A 17,459-nucleotide genomic window follows, 5' to 3' on the forward strand; every position below is an offset into this window, starting at 1 on the left:
CCGGGCCGCGGTTAAGCTCGAGATGTGGAGACGGTGGACAGATCGGCCCGGCGCGGGCGCGCGGTGCGCGGCGCCGCAGCCGCCGCGGTGGCCACCACCGTCGCCTCGACCGCACACACCCTGGCCGGCGGCGCCGCCCCGCCCGTGTGGCTTCTGACCGCCGTCACCCTGCTGGCGATGCCGGTCGCCGTCGCCCTCACCGGGCGCCGCCCCTCCCTGTGGCGCACGAGCGTCGTCGTGGCGCTCAGCCAGGTGCTGCTGCATGTCGCGTTCGCGACGGTCGGCTCCGCGCTCCCCGCCGCGAGCCGGCATGTGCACGGCGCGCCGCCGACCCTGTCGGTGGGGGTGGATGCTGCGGTCCTGGCCGTGGATCCCGTCATGATCGGCGGCCACGTGCTCGCCGCCATCGTCACCGTGGTGCTGCTCACCCGCGGCGAGCGCGCGATGCGCGCCATCGCGGCAGGGCTGCGCCAGGTCGTGAGCCGCGCGACGGTGGCCCTGCCGGCCGCCAGCCCCGTGTCGCTGCCGATGGCCCCGTTCGGCCACCGGCCGGCCCCGCTCGTCGCCCTCGCCTCGTTGTCACGCCGAGGGCCACCACTGCACGCGCACTGAGCCCGTCTCCTGACACGCCGGCCGCGGTCATCGATCGCACCGGCGTTCCCCGGCCCGCCCGGCCGTCCGGCGCGCCCCGGCGTGGCCGCCATCCGGCGATGTCTTCGCCCCTTGCCTCAGCGCACGATCCAGAGAGAAACGCATGTCTTCCACCCCCTCCGTCTCCCCCGCCCGCCGCCGCTTCCGGGTGACCGCCGGCCTCGCCGCCGGCGCTGTCCTGGCCGTCGCCGCGCCGCTGGCGGCGTCCGCCCACGTGCACGTGTCCCCCACTGACAGCCCCGCGGGGACGAGCACCCGGCTGGACTTCACCTTCAACCACGGCTGCGACGGCGCCGCCACCACCGCCCTCGTCTTCGATATCCCCGAGGGCATCGACGCGGTGACCCCCGTCCTCGACGGTGCCTGGACCATCGACCGCGAGCGCGGTGCCGACGGCATCGCCACCGAGATCACCTACGCGGCCACGAACCCGATCGACGACGGGGTGAGCGCCACGGTGTCGCTCGACGTCGTGTTCGCCTCGTCGGTGGCCGGCACCGAGGTCGCGTTCCCCGTGGTGCAGGAGTGCGCGACCGACCAGATCGCCTGGTCGCAGATCGCCGCCGACGGCGAGGACCCGCACGATCTCGACGCGCCGGCACCGGTGGTCGCCGTCGGAGAGGCCGTTGCCGCGGCCGGCCACGGCGACGCACATGCCGATGCCCCGGCTGACGCGAACGCCGACGTGGCCGCCGGCGCCGACCCCGTCGCGCGCTGGCTGAGCGGCGGTGCCCTGGTGGCGGCGCTGGCCGCGCTCGGTGTCGCCGTCTTCGGACGCCGACGCCGCGCTTGACCCACACACGAGGCACGGGCGCGGGTGAGAAGATAGACGCGCTATGCAGACTCCTTCCCCTGCCACCCCGCCCGTGCTTCGTCCGGACCACCCGCCCGTGCGTGCGCTCGATGAGATCGCGACCCGGTTCGGTTATGAGGTGCGCGGCGACCTGACCGGCCGCACGGCCACGGGCGTCACCCTCGCCACCGGGGACCTGCGTCCCGGCGACATCTTCGTCGGCATCCACGGGGTGCGCCGACACGGCGCCGAGTTCGCCGCCGATGCCGCCGGACAGGGGGCCGTGGCGATCCTCACCGACGCCGCCGGCGCGACCCTGGCCGCGGATGCCGGGATACCCGTCCTGGTCACCGACGACCCGCGCACCCGCATGGCCGACCTCGCCGCCTACGTCTACGGCAACGTCGAGGCCATGCCCGTCATGCTCGGCGTCACCGGCACCAACGGCAAGACCTCGACCGTGCACCTGCAGGATGCGCTGCTCCAGCAGCTCGGCCTCACCTCCGGCATGTCGTCCTCCGCGCGGCGACACATCGCCGGCGAGGTCGTCATGGCGCGCCTGACGACGCCCGAGTCGAGCGAACTGCACGCGCTCATCGCCTATATGAAGGAGCGCGGCGTCACCGTCATGGCGCTCGAGGTCAGCGTGCAGGCGATCGTGCGGCACCGCGTCGACGGCGTGTTCTACGACGTCGCGGGCTTCACGAACCTGCAGAACGACCACATGGACGACTTCGCCGACATGGCGGAGTATCTCGAGGGCAAGCTGCGGATGTTCCGCGCCGACCGCGCCGCCCGCGCAGTCGTCTCCCTCGACACCCCCGCGGGCCGCACCGTCGTCGAGCACGCGGACATCCCGGTCACGACGATCGCGACCGCCGAGATCGCCGAGGACGCCGAGCTGGCCGCGACCGCCCAGTGGCAGGTCCGCATGCTCGAGGAGGCCATCAACGCCACCGTCATGGAGCTCACCGGACCCGACGGGCAACACCTGGTCACGACGGTGCCCGTGACGGGGCCGCACATGGCGGCCAACGCCGGCTTGGCCATCGTCATGATCCTCGAGTCCGGGGTGGCCACATGGGAGCAGATCACGAGCGTGCTCCAGCGCGACGGCGGTATCCGCGCCGAACTGCCCGGCCGCACCGAGGTCGTCACCACCGGCCGCGGCCCGAAGGTGTACCTCGACTTCGCCCACACCCCGGACGGGTTCGACATGACCGCACAGGCGGTGCGCCGCCAGACACCGGGCAAGCTGCTCATCATGTTCGGCGCCGACGGCTCGCGCGACACGACGAAGCGCCCGGCGATGGGGCTGGCCGCCGCGCGCAACAGCGACATCGCGATCGTCACCGACCACCACCCGCGCTGGGAGGACGCCGCCGTCATCCGCGACGGGCTCTACTCCGGCGCGGTGCAGGCACCCCCGGCCGGGGGCCTGTTCAACATCACTCCCCCGGAGGACGCGATCGTGAAGGCGGTCTCGCTCGTGGGCGAGGGCGACGCGATCCTGTGGTTCGGTCCGGGTCACCAGGACCACCGGGAGATCCAGGGTGTGCGCCACCCGTACAACCCGCGAGCGATGGCGCTGAAGGCCCTGACCGACGCGGGGTGGTGACCGGCCGCATCCGGCGACCATTGTGGTCTTACCACAAGGGGTCGGCGCGCTCTGCGGTCGGCCGCTTGGCGGTTCCGTGCACGATCCGCCAGTGGTCTGACCACTCGGCGTAGCCTGGTGTCACGGACCCGCCGACACCCACCCGGCGTAGGGCGAGCCCGATCCCACGAGGACGAAGGAAGCCCGATGACCACCGTCACCCCCGACAACGTCGACGCGATCCCCGCCGCCTGGAGCGGCTTCACCCCGGGCGCCTGGCAGGACGGCATCGACGTCCGCGACTTCATCCAGCGCAACTACACCCCCTACACCGGCGACAGCGTCTTCCTCGCCGGGCCGACCGCGCGGACCACGCGCGTCTGGGACACGCTCGCGGCGATGTTCCCCGCCGAGCGGGAGAAAGGCGTGTACGACGTGGACGTCCACACGCCCTCCTCCATCACCGCCCACGCTCCCGGCTACATCAGTGACGACAACGACGTCATCGTCGGACTGCAGACGGACGCCCCGCTCAAGCGCGCCATCATGCCCAACGGCGGCTGGCGCATGGTCGAGGGCGCCCTGGCGACCTACGGCTACGACATCGACCCGACCCTCAAGACGGTCTTCACCCACTACCGCAAGACCCACAACCAGGCCGTGTTCGACGTGTACCCCCCGGCGGTGCGCGCCGCCCGCAGTTCGCACATCATCACGGGCCTGCCCGACGCGTACGGCCGTGGCCGCATCATCGGCGACTACCGACGCGTCGCCCTGTACGGCGTCGACGCTCTCGTGGCGGCGAAGAAGGTCGACAAGCTGACCCTCGACACGGCGCCGTTCGGTGAGGAGATCGTGCGGCAGCGCGAGGAGCACGCCGAGCAGATCCGCGCGCTCGGCGAACTGAAGCAGATGGCCGCGTCGTACGGGCACGACATCTCGGGTCCGGCAACGACCGCCCGCGAGGCCGTGCAGTGGCTGTACTTCGCCTACCTTGCGGCGGTCAAGGAGCAGAACGGTGCGGCGATGTCGCTCGGCCGCACCTCGACGTTCCTCGACATCTACATCGAACGCGACCTGCGCGAGGGTCGCCTCACCGAGATCGAGGCGCAGGAGCTCATCGACGACTTCGTGATCAAGCTGCGCATCGTGCGATTCCTGCGCACCCCCGAGTACGACGCCCTGTTCTCGGGTGACCCGACGTGGGTCACCGAGACGATCGGCGGCATGGGCGAGGACGGTCGACCGCTGGTCACGAAGAACTCCTTCCGCTATCTGCAGACGCTGTACAACCTGGGACCCGCGCCCGAGCCGAACATGACGGTGTTCTGGAGCCCCGCCCTGCCGCAGGGGTTCAAGGACTACTGCGCGCAGGTGTCGATCGACACGTCGGCGGTGCAGTACGAGTCCGACGAACTCATCCGGGCGGCGTGGGGCGATGACGCGGCGATCGCGTGCTGCGTGTCCCCGATGCGCATCGGGAAGCAGATGCAGTTCTTCGGCGCCCGCGTGAACCTGGCCAAGACCCTCCTGTACGCCATCAACGGCGGCCGCGACGAGGTCACCGGAAAGCAGGTGTCGCCGCTGGCGACGCCGGTCGGCGAGGGCCCGCTCGACTTCGACGACGTGTTCGCGAAGTTCGACCAGACGATGGACTGGCTGGCCGAGACCTACGTGGAGGCGCTCAACTGCATCCACTGGTCGCACGACAAGTACGCGTACGAACGACTGGAGATGGCGCTGCACGACAAAGACGTGCTGCGCACGATGGCCTGCGGCATCGCGGGCCTGTCGGTGGCCGCCGACTCGCTGTCGGCGATCAAGTACGCCACCGTCACGCCCGTGCGCGATGAGCGGGGGCTCGTCGTCGACTTCATCACCGAGGGAGACTTCCCCACCTACGGCAACGACGACGACCGGGCCGACGCGATCGCCGTCGACCTCGTCGAGCGGTTCATGGCGAAGATCCGCCGGCATCCGATGTACCGCGATGCGGTGCCGACGCAGTCGGTGCTGACGATCACGTCGAACGTCGTGTACGGCAAGGCCACGGGCAACACCCCCGACGGCCGTCGCGCCGGCGAGCCGTTCGCCCCCGGCGCGAACCCGATGAACGGTCGCGACACCCACGGCATGCTGGCCTCGGCGCTGTCGGTCGCGAAGCTGCCGTACGCCGAGGCGCAGGACGGCATCTCGCTGACCAACACCGTCGTGCCCACGGGCCTCGGCCGGACCAAGCCGGAGCAGGTGCGCAACCTCGCGGGCCTGCTGGACGCGTACATCGGCGCACAGGGCTACCACATGAACGTCAACGTCCTGAACCGGGAGACGCTGCTGGATGCCATGGAGCACCCCGAGAACTACCCCCAGCTCACAATCCGGGTGTCCGGCTACGCCGTCAACTTCGTCCGTCTGACCCGCGAGCAGCAGCTGGATGTGCTCTCGCGCACCTTCCACGGTTCGGTCTGACACCGGAAGAGGTGATCTGACGTGGCCGCCACTGTGATCGGCCGGACCCCCGCGGCCGATCCCCTCCTCGGCACGGCGCTGCCCGGCGGTGCGGCGCCGCTGCCGGCGGACGCGACGCGCCTGGACCTCCCCGTCCGGGCGCGACGCGCCGGCGCCGGGCTGGACGGCCTGACCGTCGAAGCGCTCGACCGGCCCGCACGGCTCGCGGCGATGCGCGAGGGACGGCTCGGCTCGGTGCACTCGTGGGAGCTGGTCACCGCCGTCGACGGCCCGGGCACCCGGCTCACCGTGTTCCTCAACGGCTGCCCGCTGCGCTGCCTGTACTGCCACAACCCCGACACCTTCGCGATGCGGGACGGGCAACCGGTGACCTCCGACGAGATCCTTGCGCGGGTGCGCCGCTACCTCGGCGTCTTCCGCGCGACCGGCGGCGGCATCACCCTGTCGGGCGGCGAGGTGCTCATGCAGCCGGCGTTCGCCGCACGCATCCTGCGCGGCGCGAAGCAGCTGGGCGTGCACACCGCGCTCGACACGTCGGGCTACCTCGGCGCGCACGCGAGCGACGCCATGCTCGCCGACACCGACCTCGTCCTGCTGGACGTGAAGAGCGGTGACCCGGCCACCTATCGCCGGGTCACCGGTCGCGAACTCGAGCCGACGCTGGCTTTCGGCCGCCGCCTGGCGGCCAGCGTCGACGGTCCGGAGGTGTGGATCCGGTTCGTGCTGGTGCCGGGCCTGACCGACGACCCGGGCAACGTCGAACGGGTGGCCGCCTATGCGGCCGCGCTCAACGACATCCGGCCGGGCGTGGTCACCCGCGTCGAAGTGCTGCCCTTCCACCAGATGGGTGCCGACAAATGGGAGGCCCTCGGGCTGCGCTACGAGCTGGCGGGCGTCGCAGCGCCCGAGGCCGAGCTCGTCGATCGGGTGCGCGGACAGTTCCGCGCGCACGGCCTCACCGCCTACTGATCGCCCCGCCCGGGTCGGCCGACGGCGCCTTCGCTATGCTCGGTCGCGAAGGAGGGCCGCATGGCGCACACCGACACCCCCTGGGTGTCGGTCGTGGTCCCGGTGTTCAACCCCGGCCCGTGGATCCGTCCCCTGCTGGACTCGCTCGATGCCCAGCCCGATGCCGCCGGGTCCTTCGAGGCGCTGCTGATCGACGACGGCAGCTCCGACGGCACCGAGCGCCTGCTGGAGCACTGGACGGCGTCCCGGCCCTGGGCGCGTGTGGTGCACCGGCCGCCGTCGGGCTGGCCCAGCCGCCCGCGCAACACCGGACTGGCGCAGGCGCGCGGCGACTACGTGTACTTCGTCGACCACGATGACTGGCTCACCGGCGACGCCCTCGCCCGGCTGCGCGGGTTCGCGCAGCGGACGACCGCCGATGTCATCGTGGGGCGCATGACCGGGCAGGGCCGCAAGGTTCCGCAGGTGCTGTTCCGGGCGACGGTCGACGACGCCCGGCCGCCGGCGCAGCCCGTGCAGGACAGCATGACGACGCACGCCCTGTTCCGCCGTGCGTTCCTCGACACCTCCGGCATCCGGTTCGACGAGTCACTGCGGCGTCTCGAGGACCACCTCTTCATGGCCCAGGCCTACACCCGTGCGCGGCGGATCGCCGTCTACAGCGACACCCCGGTGTACGTCCACGCCGAGCGCGACGACGGTGAGGGCGCGGGCTACCGGCGGTATCGCCCCGACGAGTATTACCCGGCGCTGCGGCGCTGCATCGACACGGTCGTCGACGCCCTGCCGCCGGGCCCGGAGCGCCAGGCCTACCTCGCGCGATGGGTCCGCATCGAGCTGGTCGGCCGGCTGCAGTCCGACGCGGTGCGCTGGCTGCCGCGCCGCGAGCGGGACGCGTTCTTCGCCAGCGTGCAGCAGGTCCTCTCCGCGCACCTGCCGCACGATGCGATCAGTGCCCTGTCCGCGCCGTGGCGGTGGCCCGCCGCGCTGGCGGCCACGGCGAGTGCCGACGAGTTCTACCGGGCCGACGACCTGATGACCACGTCCCCCGCGGCGGACCGCCCGGGCAGCGCTACGCTCACCGGCGCCGTCGCACCTGCCGCGCTGAGCCACGCGGTCCAGCTGCTCGGCGGCGACGAGCCGCTGCCGACTGCCCGCGCCGCGCGCACGCCCGCCACGGCACGCCGTCGCCGCACCCGGCGGCGGCTCATGGAACTGGTCAGCCGGTTTCCGGGTGGTGGGCTGCACCGGGCCCTGGTCGTGTGGGGGCGCACGCCGCGCCTGCTGGCCCGCCGTGCCGCCGCGGTCGCGAGCATCGTCGCCCCGGCGGCGGCGATGGTGCTCGTGGTGAGCGCCCCGGGGTGGGCGTTCGCGGCGGCGGTGGCCGGGCTGGTCCTGTCGACATGGCTGGCGGTGCGGTCACTGAGCGGCGGCCCGACCGCCCTGCGGCAGACCCTCGCGCTCGGCCCGGCCGTGGTCGGCACGATCCTGGCCCCGACCCCGCCGGCGGTGGCCGGCGTCGCGGTGGCCGGCGTCGTGATCGCGGGGGCGTGGGCGGCCGACGTCCGTGCCCGGCGCCGCGATGTACGCGCCCACGCGGGGGTGACCGGCGGGCTGTTCGCGCGCACGGGGTGGATCGCGGCGACCGCTGCGTGCGTGGCTGCGGTGGTGGCGGCCGTGGATGCCGGAGTGCTGCTGGGCTGAGTCGGGGCCGCGGGTCTCAGCGAGCGGCGATGGCCTGGTCGGCGGCCGCGCGCGCCCAGCGCTCGGCCTCCGCGAGGCCGGCCCGGTCGAGCACCGCGGGTGCCTCGTGGGCGTCGACGACCCGCGCCACCGTGTCCACGATCCCGAGGAAGTCGAGCCGCCCCTCGTGGAAGGCGTCGACGGCCTGCTCGTTCGCGGCGTTGAACACCGCGGGGAAGGTGCCGCCGGCACGCCCCACCTGTTTGGCCAGCCGCACGGCGGGGAAGGCTTCGTCGTCGAGCGGCTCGAACGTCCAGCTCTGCGCTCGGGTCCAGTCCAGCGGCGTGCCGACGCCGGTGACCCGGTGCGGCCAGTCGAGGCCGAGCGAGATGGGCAGACGCATGTCGGGCGGCGAGGCCTGCGCGATCGTGGACCCGTCGATGAACTCGACCATCGAATGGACGATGGACTGCGGGTGCACGACGACGTCGATGGCGTCGTAGGGCACCCCGAACAGCAGGTGCGCCTCGATGACCTCGAGCCCCTTGTTGACCAGGGTCGCCGAGTTGGTGGTCACGACGCGCCCCATGTCCCACGTGGGGTGGGCCAGGGCCTGCGCCGGGGTGACCTCGGTGAGCTCCTCGCGGCTGCGGCCGCGGAAGGGGCCCCCGGATGCCGTGAGCACCAACCGCCGCACCTCGTCGGCGGCCCCGGAGCGCAGCGCCTGCGCGATCGCCGAGTGCTCGGAGTCGACCGGCACGATCTGGCCCGGCGCCGCCAGAGCGGTCACCAGATCGCCGCCGACGATGAGCGACTCCTTGTTGGCCAGCGCCAGGGTGCGACCGGCTTCGAGCGCGGCGAGCGTCGGCCCGAGGCCCACCGAGCCGGTGATGCCGTTGAGCACCACGTCGGCCTCGACATCGCGGACCAGCTGCTCGGCCTCGTCGGCGCCGAGGGCGGTGTGCGCGACGCCGAACGCGGCGGCCTGCGCGGCCAGCTGCTCGCGATCGGTGCCGGCGGCCAGCCCCACGACCTCGAACCGGTCGCGGTGGGCGCCGATGACGTCCAGCGCCTGCGTGCCGATCGAGCCGGTGGAGCCGAGGATCAGGACGCGCCGCATGACCACCAGCCTATCGGCGGGTCACTCGGTCGTCGGCTGCTGCACGTGCTGCGCGCCGAGGATGTCGACGACGAACACGAGCGTCTCGCCGGTGAGGTTCTCCGCGTTGATCTCGCCCTCGCCGTAGCCCTCGGCCGGCGGGATGACGGCGAGCACCTGCGAGCCGACGGTCTGCCCGACCAGCGCCTTCTGGAAGCCCTCGACGAACCCGGTCGTCTGGTAGCTGATCGGCACGCCGCCGTCCCACGTCGAGTCGAAGACCTCGCCGTCGGACACGCGCACGCCGTGGTACTGCAGCATGACGAGGTCGCCCTCGGCCACAGTGACCCCGTCGCCCTTCTGCAGGGTCGCGATCTGGGTGGTGTCCGGCGTGGCCGTGTCGCCCACGGTGACCGAGGGCGTGCCGTCTTCAGCCAGGCTGACCTCCGGCATCCCCTCCGGCGCCTCCTGCGGCTCGCCGGAGGCGACGCCGGGCACCGTGCCGAGCACGTCGAGCACGTACACCTCGGCGTCGTACGACTCGGTCGCCGGGACGGTCGCGACCACCCGCTGGCCGGGAGCCGCGCAGCCGATCATCTGTCCCAGCGCACTGTCGGCGGACACCTGCGACGGCAGCACTTCGCCGTCCTGGTAGCCGGCGCTGGTGATCTCCTCACCGGTCGTGGCGTTGTAGACGGTGAACGCGAACGACACGAACTCACCGGCTTCGATCGGCTCGCCTTCCCCCTCGGCGATGACCGAGACCTGCGGCTCGGTGAACTCGAGAGGCGCCGTGAAGGTCGCCGTCGCCGGCTGGCCGGGGTCGCCTTCGACGCTGACCGCCTCCGACGCCTCACCCGGCTCCGCGATCGCCGCGCACAGGTCGTCTGCCGCCGCCGGCGTCGGGTCGGGTTCGGCGGTGGCGCCGCAGCCGGCCAGCAGAAGCATCGAGACGGCGATGGTGGATACAGCAGCGATCGGGCGCAGACGCACGGACAGACCTCACAGACAGGGAGCGGGGATGAGCTCTCATCCTGCCGCACGTTCTTCTGTCCCCGCTGTGAAAGCAGCATGCACGGACGGGCATGAGAATCGGAGTACCCTCGACGGGTGACCGATGCGCAGCCTCCCGCTCCCGCCGAGTCATCCTCAGACGAGGTCTCCGGCGTCGGCTTCCTGTACTACTTCGTGCGGTGGGGCATCGCACCGCTGGCACGGCTGATCTACTGGCCCCACATCGAGGGCCGCCAGCACATCCCCCGCACCGGCCCGGTCATCCTCGCCAGCAACCACCTGTCGTTCATCGACTCGTTCGTGATCCCCATGTTCGCGCCGCGCCCGGTGTACTTCCTCGCCAAGTCGTCCTACTTCGAAGGCACCGGCCTCCGCGGCCGCCTCAGCCGCAGCTTCTTCACGGCGCTGGGCGCCACGCCCGTGCAGCGCGGCGCCGGCCAGGCCGCCCTAGACGCCCTCGAGCAGCAGAAGCGCATCCTGCAGTCGGGCCGGGCCATCGCCCTGTACCCCGAAGGCACCCGCTCGCTCGACGGCCGCCTCTACAAGGGGCGCACCGGAGTCGCCTTCCTCGCCCTGCAGACCGGGGCGAAGGTGGTTCCGGTGGGACTGGCCGGCACCAACGAGGCGATGCCGGTCGGCGCGAAGTGGCCGCGCACGCGCCCCCGCGTCACCATCCGCTTCGGCGAACCGCTCGACCTCTCACAGCACGGCCCGGCCTCATCCGGCAAGGCCCGCCGCCTGGCCACCGACGAGATCATGTCGGCGATCCATGCCCTGTCGGGCCAGGAACTGGCCAACGCCTACAACGAGGCGCCCCCGCAGAACCCGGTCGAGCGGATCCGCCAGGCCCTCCCCCACGAACGCCGCTAAGCCGCCTGCCCGGCCACGGTGACGACCGGCTCATGGCGCACCGGGAAGTTGACCGAGTTGGCGATGAAGCACCAGGCGTTGGCCTGCGCGTGCGCCGCGACCGCGGCATCCACCATCGCCGGATCGGCGACCTCGACCTGTGGACGCAGGGTCACCTCGGTGAACGCGCCGCCGCCGCGGCCGTCCTCGACCATGATCCCGGTCGCGTCGTCGTGATAGGAGACGACCACGACCCCGGCGGTGACGCAGGCGTGCAGGTACGCGAGCAGATGGCACTGGCTGAGTGCGGCCAGCAGCAGGTCCTCGGGGTTCCACCGTGACGGGTCGCCGCGGAAGGGCTTGTCGGAGGATGCCGCGATGTCGGGCTTGCCGTCGACTGACAGGGTGACGCTGCGGTCGTAGTCGCGGTACCCCGTCGTGCCGGAACCCCGGTTGCCGGTCCACGTGCTGCGCAGCCGGTAATGGTGCTCGCCGATCATGAGGTCAGTCTGGCACGCGTGCTCGATAGGCTGGGCTCGTGGCGCAGACCCTTTCTGTTTCGGATGCCGTCGAACTGGCGGTCGTCGAACGCAGCGGCTTCATCGAGTCCCGCCATGCCGGCGCGGCCATCGTGCTGGACCCCGAGGGCACGGCCGTGCTGACCCTCGGCGGCGTCGACCAGCCGATCCTGCCCCGTTCGAGCCTCAAGCCGCTGCAGGCGCTCGCGTGCGTCACCGCCGGCGCACCGCTGACCGACGAACGGCTCGCGCTGGCCACCGCGAGCCATTCCGGCACCGACCGGCACGTGGCCGTCGTGCGGGAGATCCTGAACGCCGCAGACGTCGAGGAGTCCGCGCTGGGCTGCCCACCGGCGTGGCCGGGCGACCGCGCGACCCGCGATGAGCTCGTCCGCGAGCTTGGCGGACCGGACCGGCTGCGGATGAACTGCTCGGGCAAGCACGCGGCGATGCTGCTGGCCTGCCGCTCCGGCGGCTGGAGCACCGACGGCTACCTCGACCCGGAGCATCCCCTGCAGGCCCACATCCGTGACGTCATCGAACGCCTGACCGGCGCGAAGACCCTCGCCACGGCGGTCGACGGCTGCGGCGCCCCAGTGTACGCAATGCCGCTGACGGCGCTCGCGCGCGCGATCCACCGCGTCGGCACGTCGTCCGAACGCTCGCCGTTCGCCCTGCACCGCAGCGCCGGCCAGCTCGTGCAGACCGTCCGCGCCCACCCGTGGGCGATCGACGGCCCCGGGCGCCCCGACACGGTCGTCATCGAGTCGCTCGGCGTGTTCGCCAAGGGCGGTGCCGAGGGCGTGATGGTGATGGTCGCGCCCGACGGGACGACGGTGGCGCTGAAAATCCTCGACGGCAGCGGCCGCGCGGCCACCGCCGTCGCGCTCACCCTGCTCGTCCGCGTCGGGGCGCTGGCCGCCGCCGATATCGCGCACACGCTCACCAGGCTTCCGCTGACCGTATCCGGCGGCGGAGCGGATGTCGGCTCGATCAGGCCGACCGTGTAGCGGCTCCCACAAGAAGCGCGGGAAGGAAGAACGATGAGGATCTGCGTTCCCACCGAGGTCAAGAACAGCGAATATCGCGTTGCGCTCACGCCGGCGGGGGTGCACGGCCTGGTCGCCGACGGCCACGAGGTGTTCGTGCAGCGTGGCGCCGGGGCCGGCTCGTCGATGCCCGACGCCGAATACGCGGCCGCGGGTGCCGTCCTGCTCGACGACGCCGGCGACATCTGGGACCGGGCCGAGCTCCTGTTGAAGGTCAAGGAACCGGTCGTCGAGGAGTACCGGCACTTCCGCGACGACCTGACTGTCTTCGCCTACCTGCATCTCGCGGCCGACCGCACGCTCACGCAACGTCTCGCGGCCGACGGCGTCACCGCGATCGCGTATGAGACGGTGTCCGGCCCTGGCGGCGGACTGCCGCTGCTGGCGCCGATGAGCGAGGTGGCCGGCCGTCTGGCCCCGACCGTCGGCGCTGCCACCCTGCTGCGGTCGGCGGGCGGGCGCGGACTGCTCATGTCGGGCGTGCCGGGCACTCGGCCGGCCACGGTGACCGTCATCGGCGGCGGCGTGGCGGGAGCCAATGCCGCGGTCATCGCCGCGGGGATGGGTGCCGACGTGACGGTGTTCGACACCAGCATCCCCCGTCTGCGGATGCTCGACGACCACTTCCAGGGACGCATCAAGACCGCCGCGTCGAATCCGCTCGACCTCGGCGCCCAGGTGGCGGTGAGCGACCTGGTGATCGGTTCGGTGCTGATCCCCGGGGCGCGGGCACCCAAGCTGGTCACGAACGAGATGGTCAGCCGCATGCGACCGGGCTCGGTGCTGGTCGACATCGCGGTCGATCAGGGCGGCTGTTTCGAGGACACCCGGCCGACGACCCACGACGACCCCACCTTTGCGGTGCACGACACCGTGTTCTACTGCGTGGGCAACATGCCCGGCGTGGTGCCGAACACCTCGACGTCGGCGCTGACGAACGCGACGCTGCCGTATGTGCGACGGATCGCCGCCGACGGGTGGCGCGACGCGCTGCGCGCCGATGCGGGGCTCGCCGCCGGCCTCAACGTCGCCGGCGGGACGATCGTCAACGCCGGCGTGGCCGCCGCGCACGAGCTGCCGCTGCGGGACGCCGCCGACGTGCTGGGGTGATCAGCGCGCCGACCCCGCGGCGCCGGGCAGAAGGACGCGGCGGGCCTGGCCGTCGCGGTCGGTGCGGTGCAGCCAGGCGCGACCGGCGCCGGCCAGGGCGAAGGGCGGCAGGTCGGGGCTGCCGGTCAGCTGGCGGTACTCCGCCGCGCAGGCCGCGTCGATGAGCAGATCCGCCCCGGCGCGCGCCTGGGCCAGGAGCCGCCACTGCGCGAGCCACGTGTCCGGGCGCGCCCACACCACGGTGCCGGGGTCGAGGCCGTCCGTCGCCGCGGTGAGGTCGTCGAGCGCGCGGATCGGCACGCCCGCGTCCCGCCACGCCCGCAGCACCCGCCCTGTCGCCGACCCGCCCGGGGTGATGAATGCCACGGCCCGGCGGCCCGGATGCCACGGTTCACCTGCGTCGGCGGCGCGGGGCACCGGCACGTCTTCCGGTTCGCAGACCTGCAGCAGCGTGCTCCCCCAGCGACCGCGACCGGGCGGGGCATCGACGAGGGCTTCGCGCCCGTCACCGCCGGCGGCGACGTGGTCGGCGCGGGAGGGCAGCGCCAGCAGCAGGCGCCGCGGCAGCAGGTCGGCGACCCGGGTGACGCCGGCCCCGAGCCGTCGCGCCGTCAGCACCACGTGGATGCCGCGGGACCGCGCCTCCCGCGCGGCGTGTTCGAGCCGGCTCAGCGCTTCCGCGGCGTAGTCGGACGGCAGCGTCGTCAGCATCGTGTCGACGTCGTCGACCAGCACCGCGGTGCCCGGCGGCTGGGCGGCGACCTCGCCGAGCGCGTCCCACGCCTGCTCCGCGCTCCCGCCCACCCAATGCACGGCGGCGGCCTGCGTGGCGACCGCGCGCAGCACCGTGGTGCGCCCGGAGCCGGCCTGCCCGACCACGGTGAACCCGGGTTCGTGCGCCGCGAGGACGACCGGCTCCTGCCGCTGCCGCTCCGGCTCGTCGCCCAGACCCAGCACGATCGCCCCCGGGGTGCGCACCGACGCGAGCCGCACGTGTGCCGGCAGCGCCGGCAGCCAAGGTCGCCGCGCCCGAGGACAGCGGTGCTGCGCGGCGACCGCGGCGATCGTCGCGGGGTCGCATCGGGCGACGCGTACGGCGGCGGCCGTGCTGTCGGCTGCGCGGCGCACCAGCGCGGTGCCGATCGCCTCCGCGCCGCCGGGCAGCAGGGCGGCCTCGTCGGTGCCCAGCACGGCGCGGGAGTCGGCGGGGTCGGCCACGCGCAGACTGATGCGCAGCGGCGCGTTGGCGAGCACCGCGTCGCGGAAGACGCCCCCGGCCCGCTGCGAGGCGAGCACCAGGTGAAGGCCCAGCGCGCGGCCCCGCGCCGCGAGGTCGCCGAACAGGTCGTGCAGGCTCGGATGTGCCGCGACGAGCGCCGCATACTCGTCGACGACGATGACCAGCCGCCCGATCGCCCCGTCGGCCTCGGCCACGTCCCGCGCCCCGGCCGTCGCCAGGACCTGCTCGCGGTGCCGGATCTCCGCGCGCAGGCTCTCGACGGCGCGCAGCGCCGCCGTCTCGTCGAGGTCGGTGAGCACGCCCGTGACGTGCGGCAGCGGCTCGAGGGCGTCGAACGTGCGCCCGCCTTTGAAATCCACGAGCAGGAACGACACCTCGGCGGGCGTGTGCGCGGCGCACAGCGCGACGACCCAGCTCGTGAGCAGCTCGCTCTTGCCGGACCCGGTGACGCCGATCACGATCGCATGGGGCCCGTCGGCGACGAGGTCGATGACCGCCGGCGCGCCCGCCCGCACGCCGATGGGAGCGGTCAACGCCCGTGGCTGTGCGGCGGGCGCGGTCGCCAGCAGGTCGGCGAGCGTGCCCGCCGTCTCGGGGGCACCGGTGAGCGTCGTCGCCCGCTCACCGAGCGCCTCGGCCACGGCGGTCGCCTGCGTCGCCGACAGGGCCTCCACGTGCACGTCCCGCGTGAGGCCGTCATGGTCGAGCCGCGCGCGGGTCACCCCCTCGAGGGTGAGCACCGCCGCGCAGCGCGGCGGCGGGGGCGCGCCCGGGGCGACCTGGACGATCGGGATGTCGACGTCGGCGGGGATCGGCCGGGACGTGTCGCCGGCGTACAGGACGAGGGCGTCGGCCCCGCGGTGACGGTGCGGCAGCGCCTGCGGGCAGAGCGTGCTCTCGTCGTGGATGCGGACCGCGCCCGGCGGGTGCGCGAGACACACCTGGAGGGCCAGTGCGCGCGCGACCGCCCGTGCCGGCAGGGACGGCCCGACGACCGCGATCCCGACCGTGAGCGGTACGGTCACCGGCGCGTCGTCCAGGCGCGTGGCACGGCGGCGCAGGTCGCGGGCGCGCTCGCTGTCGTCGCCGCCGGTGACGGTCACGCCGCTGGCATCCGTGCCCCGCCCCACGACGACCGCCTCGGCCCGGCCGGGGACCGTGCGCCACACGTCGTCGCCGCTGCGGGCCAGCCGGGCCGCGTCGGGGTGGTGCGCCCAGCGTCGCCGGCGTTCGCGGTCATGTCGGCGGCGCAGCGCATCGGCGGCGTGGTCGAGCGCGGTGGCGGTGTCGCGGGCGGCGGCGCGGCGGGCCCGACGCGCACTGCGGAGTCCGTCCAGCAGCGAGGCGACCGCCATGAGTGGCCCCAGCGCGGCGAACCAGAGCGCGAACGCCGATCCGGTGACCTGCCACAGCACGACCGCGCCAGCCACCGGCACGAGGGCCGCGAGCACCGGCAGCGGCGGCCTGGGCGCAGGGGTGGGCGGCACGGGAAGCCGCACCGGTCCCGTGTCGTCGGCGGCAGCGTCGGCCGGCTGCGGGAGGGGGCGTTCGACGGGGCGCACGCGCACAGTCAACCCCGCCGCGACGGGACGCCCGACCGGCTCGGCCGGATCGGTGGACGGTCCGGGTCAGTCGGCGGCTGGGGAGGAAGCGGTGTGCGCGACGTTCAGCACGATGATCGTGATGTTGTCGCGCCCGCCGTTCTCGAGCGCGGCATCCAGCATCGCGGCCACCGCCTCGGCGGGGTCGTCGTGTGCGAGCAGGAAGTGCAGGATGCCGTAGTCGGTGAGCTCCTTGGTGAGCCCGTCGCTGCAGATGACGAAGCGGTCGCCGTCGACGACCTCGAGGCGGACGTAGTCGGGGGCGACGTCGTCGCTGGGGCCGACGGCACGGGTGATGACGTTGCCGTACGGGTGGTTCTCCGCCTCTTCGGGGCTCAGCCGCCCGGAGGAGATGAGCTCCTGCACGACGGAGTGGTCGGTGGTGACCTGGGCGAGGCTGTCGTCGCGGAACAGGTACACCCGGGAGTCGCCGATGTTGAGGGTGACCCAGGTGGGCTCTTCGTCGCTGAGGTCGAGATAGACCCCGGTGACGGTGGTGCCGGTGCCGTCGTCGGTGGCCTCCGGATGGGCGGAGATGTCCGCGACGGCGCGGGACAGGGCCTTCTCGATCGTCTTCGGGGTGACGGCGCCCTTCTCGGCGACCGCGGCCAGGCGCTCGACGGTGCTGGTGCTGGCGATCTCGCCGCCGATGTGCCCGCCCATGCCGTCGGCGACGACGAACAGCGGATACTTCGCGAGCACGGCATCCTGATTCACGTCGCGGCGGCGGCCGCGGTCGGTGACTTCGGCCCAGCGCAACTCGAGGGCACCGTCCGCCACCGGGACGGTCCGTGACTGGGTCGTGGGCTCGGGCACG

The 17,459-nt window shown here is 73.2% G+C and carries 14 protein-coding genes; 9 read left to right on the top strand and 5 right to left on the bottom strand.

Annotated elements, in window-relative coordinates:
• Window positions 1-24: 24 nt before the first annotated feature.
• From ACQ143_RS11970 to ACQ143_RS11995, 6 genes are all read left to right on the top strand, one after another.
• Window positions 25-612 carry a hypothetical protein gene (locus ACQ143_RS11970; RefSeq protein WP_449570927.1) on the top strand — a complete coding sequence of 196 codons (588 nt, stop codon included), beginning with the start codon at window positions 25-27 and terminating at the stop codon, window positions 610-612.
• 142 nt (window positions 613-754) lie between these two features.
• The gene (locus ACQ143_RS11975) at window positions 755-1,444 is read left to right on the top strand and encodes a DUF1775 domain-containing protein (protein WP_449570928.1); all 690 of its coding nucleotides are present in this window, start codon (window positions 755-757) and stop codon (window positions 1,442-1,444) included.
• Between the two features lie 97 nt (window positions 1,445-1,541).
• Window positions 1,542-3,062, top strand: coding sequence for a Mur ligase family protein (locus ACQ143_RS11980; protein ID WP_449570929.1), 1,521 nt, complete (start codon window positions 1,542-1,544; stop codon window positions 3,060-3,062).
• A 186-nt stretch (window positions 3,063-3,248) separates the two neighbouring features.
• On the top strand, window positions 3,249-5,510 hold the full coding sequence (pflB, locus tag ACQ143_RS11985) for a formate C-acetyltransferase (RefSeq protein ID WP_449570930.1): 2,262 nt from the start codon (window positions 3,249-3,251) through the stop codon (window positions 5,508-5,510).
• Between the two features lie 99 nt (window positions 5,511-5,609).
• The gene (pflA, locus tag ACQ143_RS11990) at window positions 5,610-6,479 is read left to right on the top strand and encodes a pyruvate formate-lyase-activating protein (protein WP_449571114.1); all 870 of its coding nucleotides are present in this window, start codon (window positions 5,610-5,612) and stop codon (window positions 6,477-6,479) included.
• 60 nt (window positions 6,480-6,539) lie between these two features.
• Entirely contained in the window at window positions 6,540-8,183 is a 1,644-nt protein-coding gene (locus ACQ143_RS11995) for a glycosyltransferase family 2 protein (protein WP_449570931.1), read from the top strand.
• A 16-nt stretch (window positions 8,184-8,199) separates the two neighbouring features.
• Here the strand turns inward: ACQ143_RS11995 and dxr are convergent, their stop codons facing one another.
• Together dxr and ACQ143_RS12005 are read right to left on the bottom strand one after the other, a co-directional pair.
• Complete coding sequence (gene dxr, locus ACQ143_RS12000) at window positions 8,200-9,282, bottom strand: 1-deoxy-D-xylulose-5-phosphate reductoisomerase (protein ID WP_449570932.1); 1,083 nt, start codon at window positions 9,280-9,282, stop codon at window positions 8,200-8,202.
• A 21-nt stretch (window positions 9,283-9,303) separates the two neighbouring features.
• A complete protein-coding gene (locus ACQ143_RS12005) occupies window positions 9,304-10,254 on the bottom strand; it encodes an FKBP-type peptidyl-prolyl cis-trans isomerase (protein WP_449570933.1) in 951 nt (316 codons plus the stop codon).
• Between the two features lie 117 nt (window positions 10,255-10,371).
• On the opposite strand from ACQ143_RS12005, the gene ACQ143_RS12010 reads away from it, so the two are divergent.
• Entirely contained in the window at window positions 10,372-11,145 is a 774-nt protein-coding gene (locus tag ACQ143_RS12010; RefSeq protein ID WP_449570934.1) for a lysophospholipid acyltransferase family protein, read from the top strand.
• Here the strand turns inward: ACQ143_RS12010 and ACQ143_RS12015 are convergent.
• Window positions 11,142-11,624, bottom strand: coding sequence for an OsmC family protein (locus ACQ143_RS12015; RefSeq protein ID WP_449570935.1), 483 nt, complete (start codon window positions 11,622-11,624; stop codon window positions 11,142-11,144). The two genes, ACQ143_RS12010 and ACQ143_RS12015, sit on opposite strands and share 4 nt — an antisense overlap.
• 38 nt (window positions 11,625-11,662) lie before the next feature.
• On the opposite strand from ACQ143_RS12015, the gene ACQ143_RS12020 reads away from it, so the two are divergent.
• Window positions 11,663-12,652: an asparaginase gene (locus tag ACQ143_RS12020; protein ID WP_449570936.1), complete on the top strand. Its 990-nt coding sequence runs from the start codon at window positions 11,663-11,665 to the stop codon at window positions 12,650-12,652.
• A 33-nt stretch (window positions 12,653-12,685) separates the two neighbouring features.
• Window positions 12,686-13,801: an alanine dehydrogenase gene (gene ald, locus ACQ143_RS12025; protein ID WP_449570937.1), complete on the top strand. Its 1,116-nt coding sequence runs from the start codon at window positions 12,686-12,688 to the stop codon at window positions 13,799-13,801.
• On the opposite strand, the gene ACQ143_RS12030 is transcribed toward ald, so the two are convergent.
• Together ACQ143_RS12030 and ACQ143_RS12035 are read right to left on the bottom strand one after the other, a co-directional pair.
• The gene (locus ACQ143_RS12030; RefSeq protein ID WP_449570938.1) at window positions 13,802-16,603 is read right to left on the bottom strand and encodes an FtsK/SpoIIIE domain-containing protein; all 2,802 of its coding nucleotides are present in this window, start codon (window positions 16,601-16,603) and stop codon (window positions 13,802-13,804) included. It abuts the gene before it with no gap.
• A 66-nt stretch (window positions 16,604-16,669) separates the two neighbouring features.
• Window positions 16,670-17,458 carry a PP2C family protein-serine/threonine phosphatase gene (locus ACQ143_RS12035; protein WP_449570939.1) on the bottom strand — a complete coding sequence of 263 codons (789 nt, stop codon included), beginning with the start codon at window positions 17,456-17,458 and terminating at the stop codon, window positions 16,670-16,672.
• Window position 17,459: the final 1 nt, after the last annotated feature.

This window comes from Microbacterium pollutisoli, assembly GCF_053586795.1.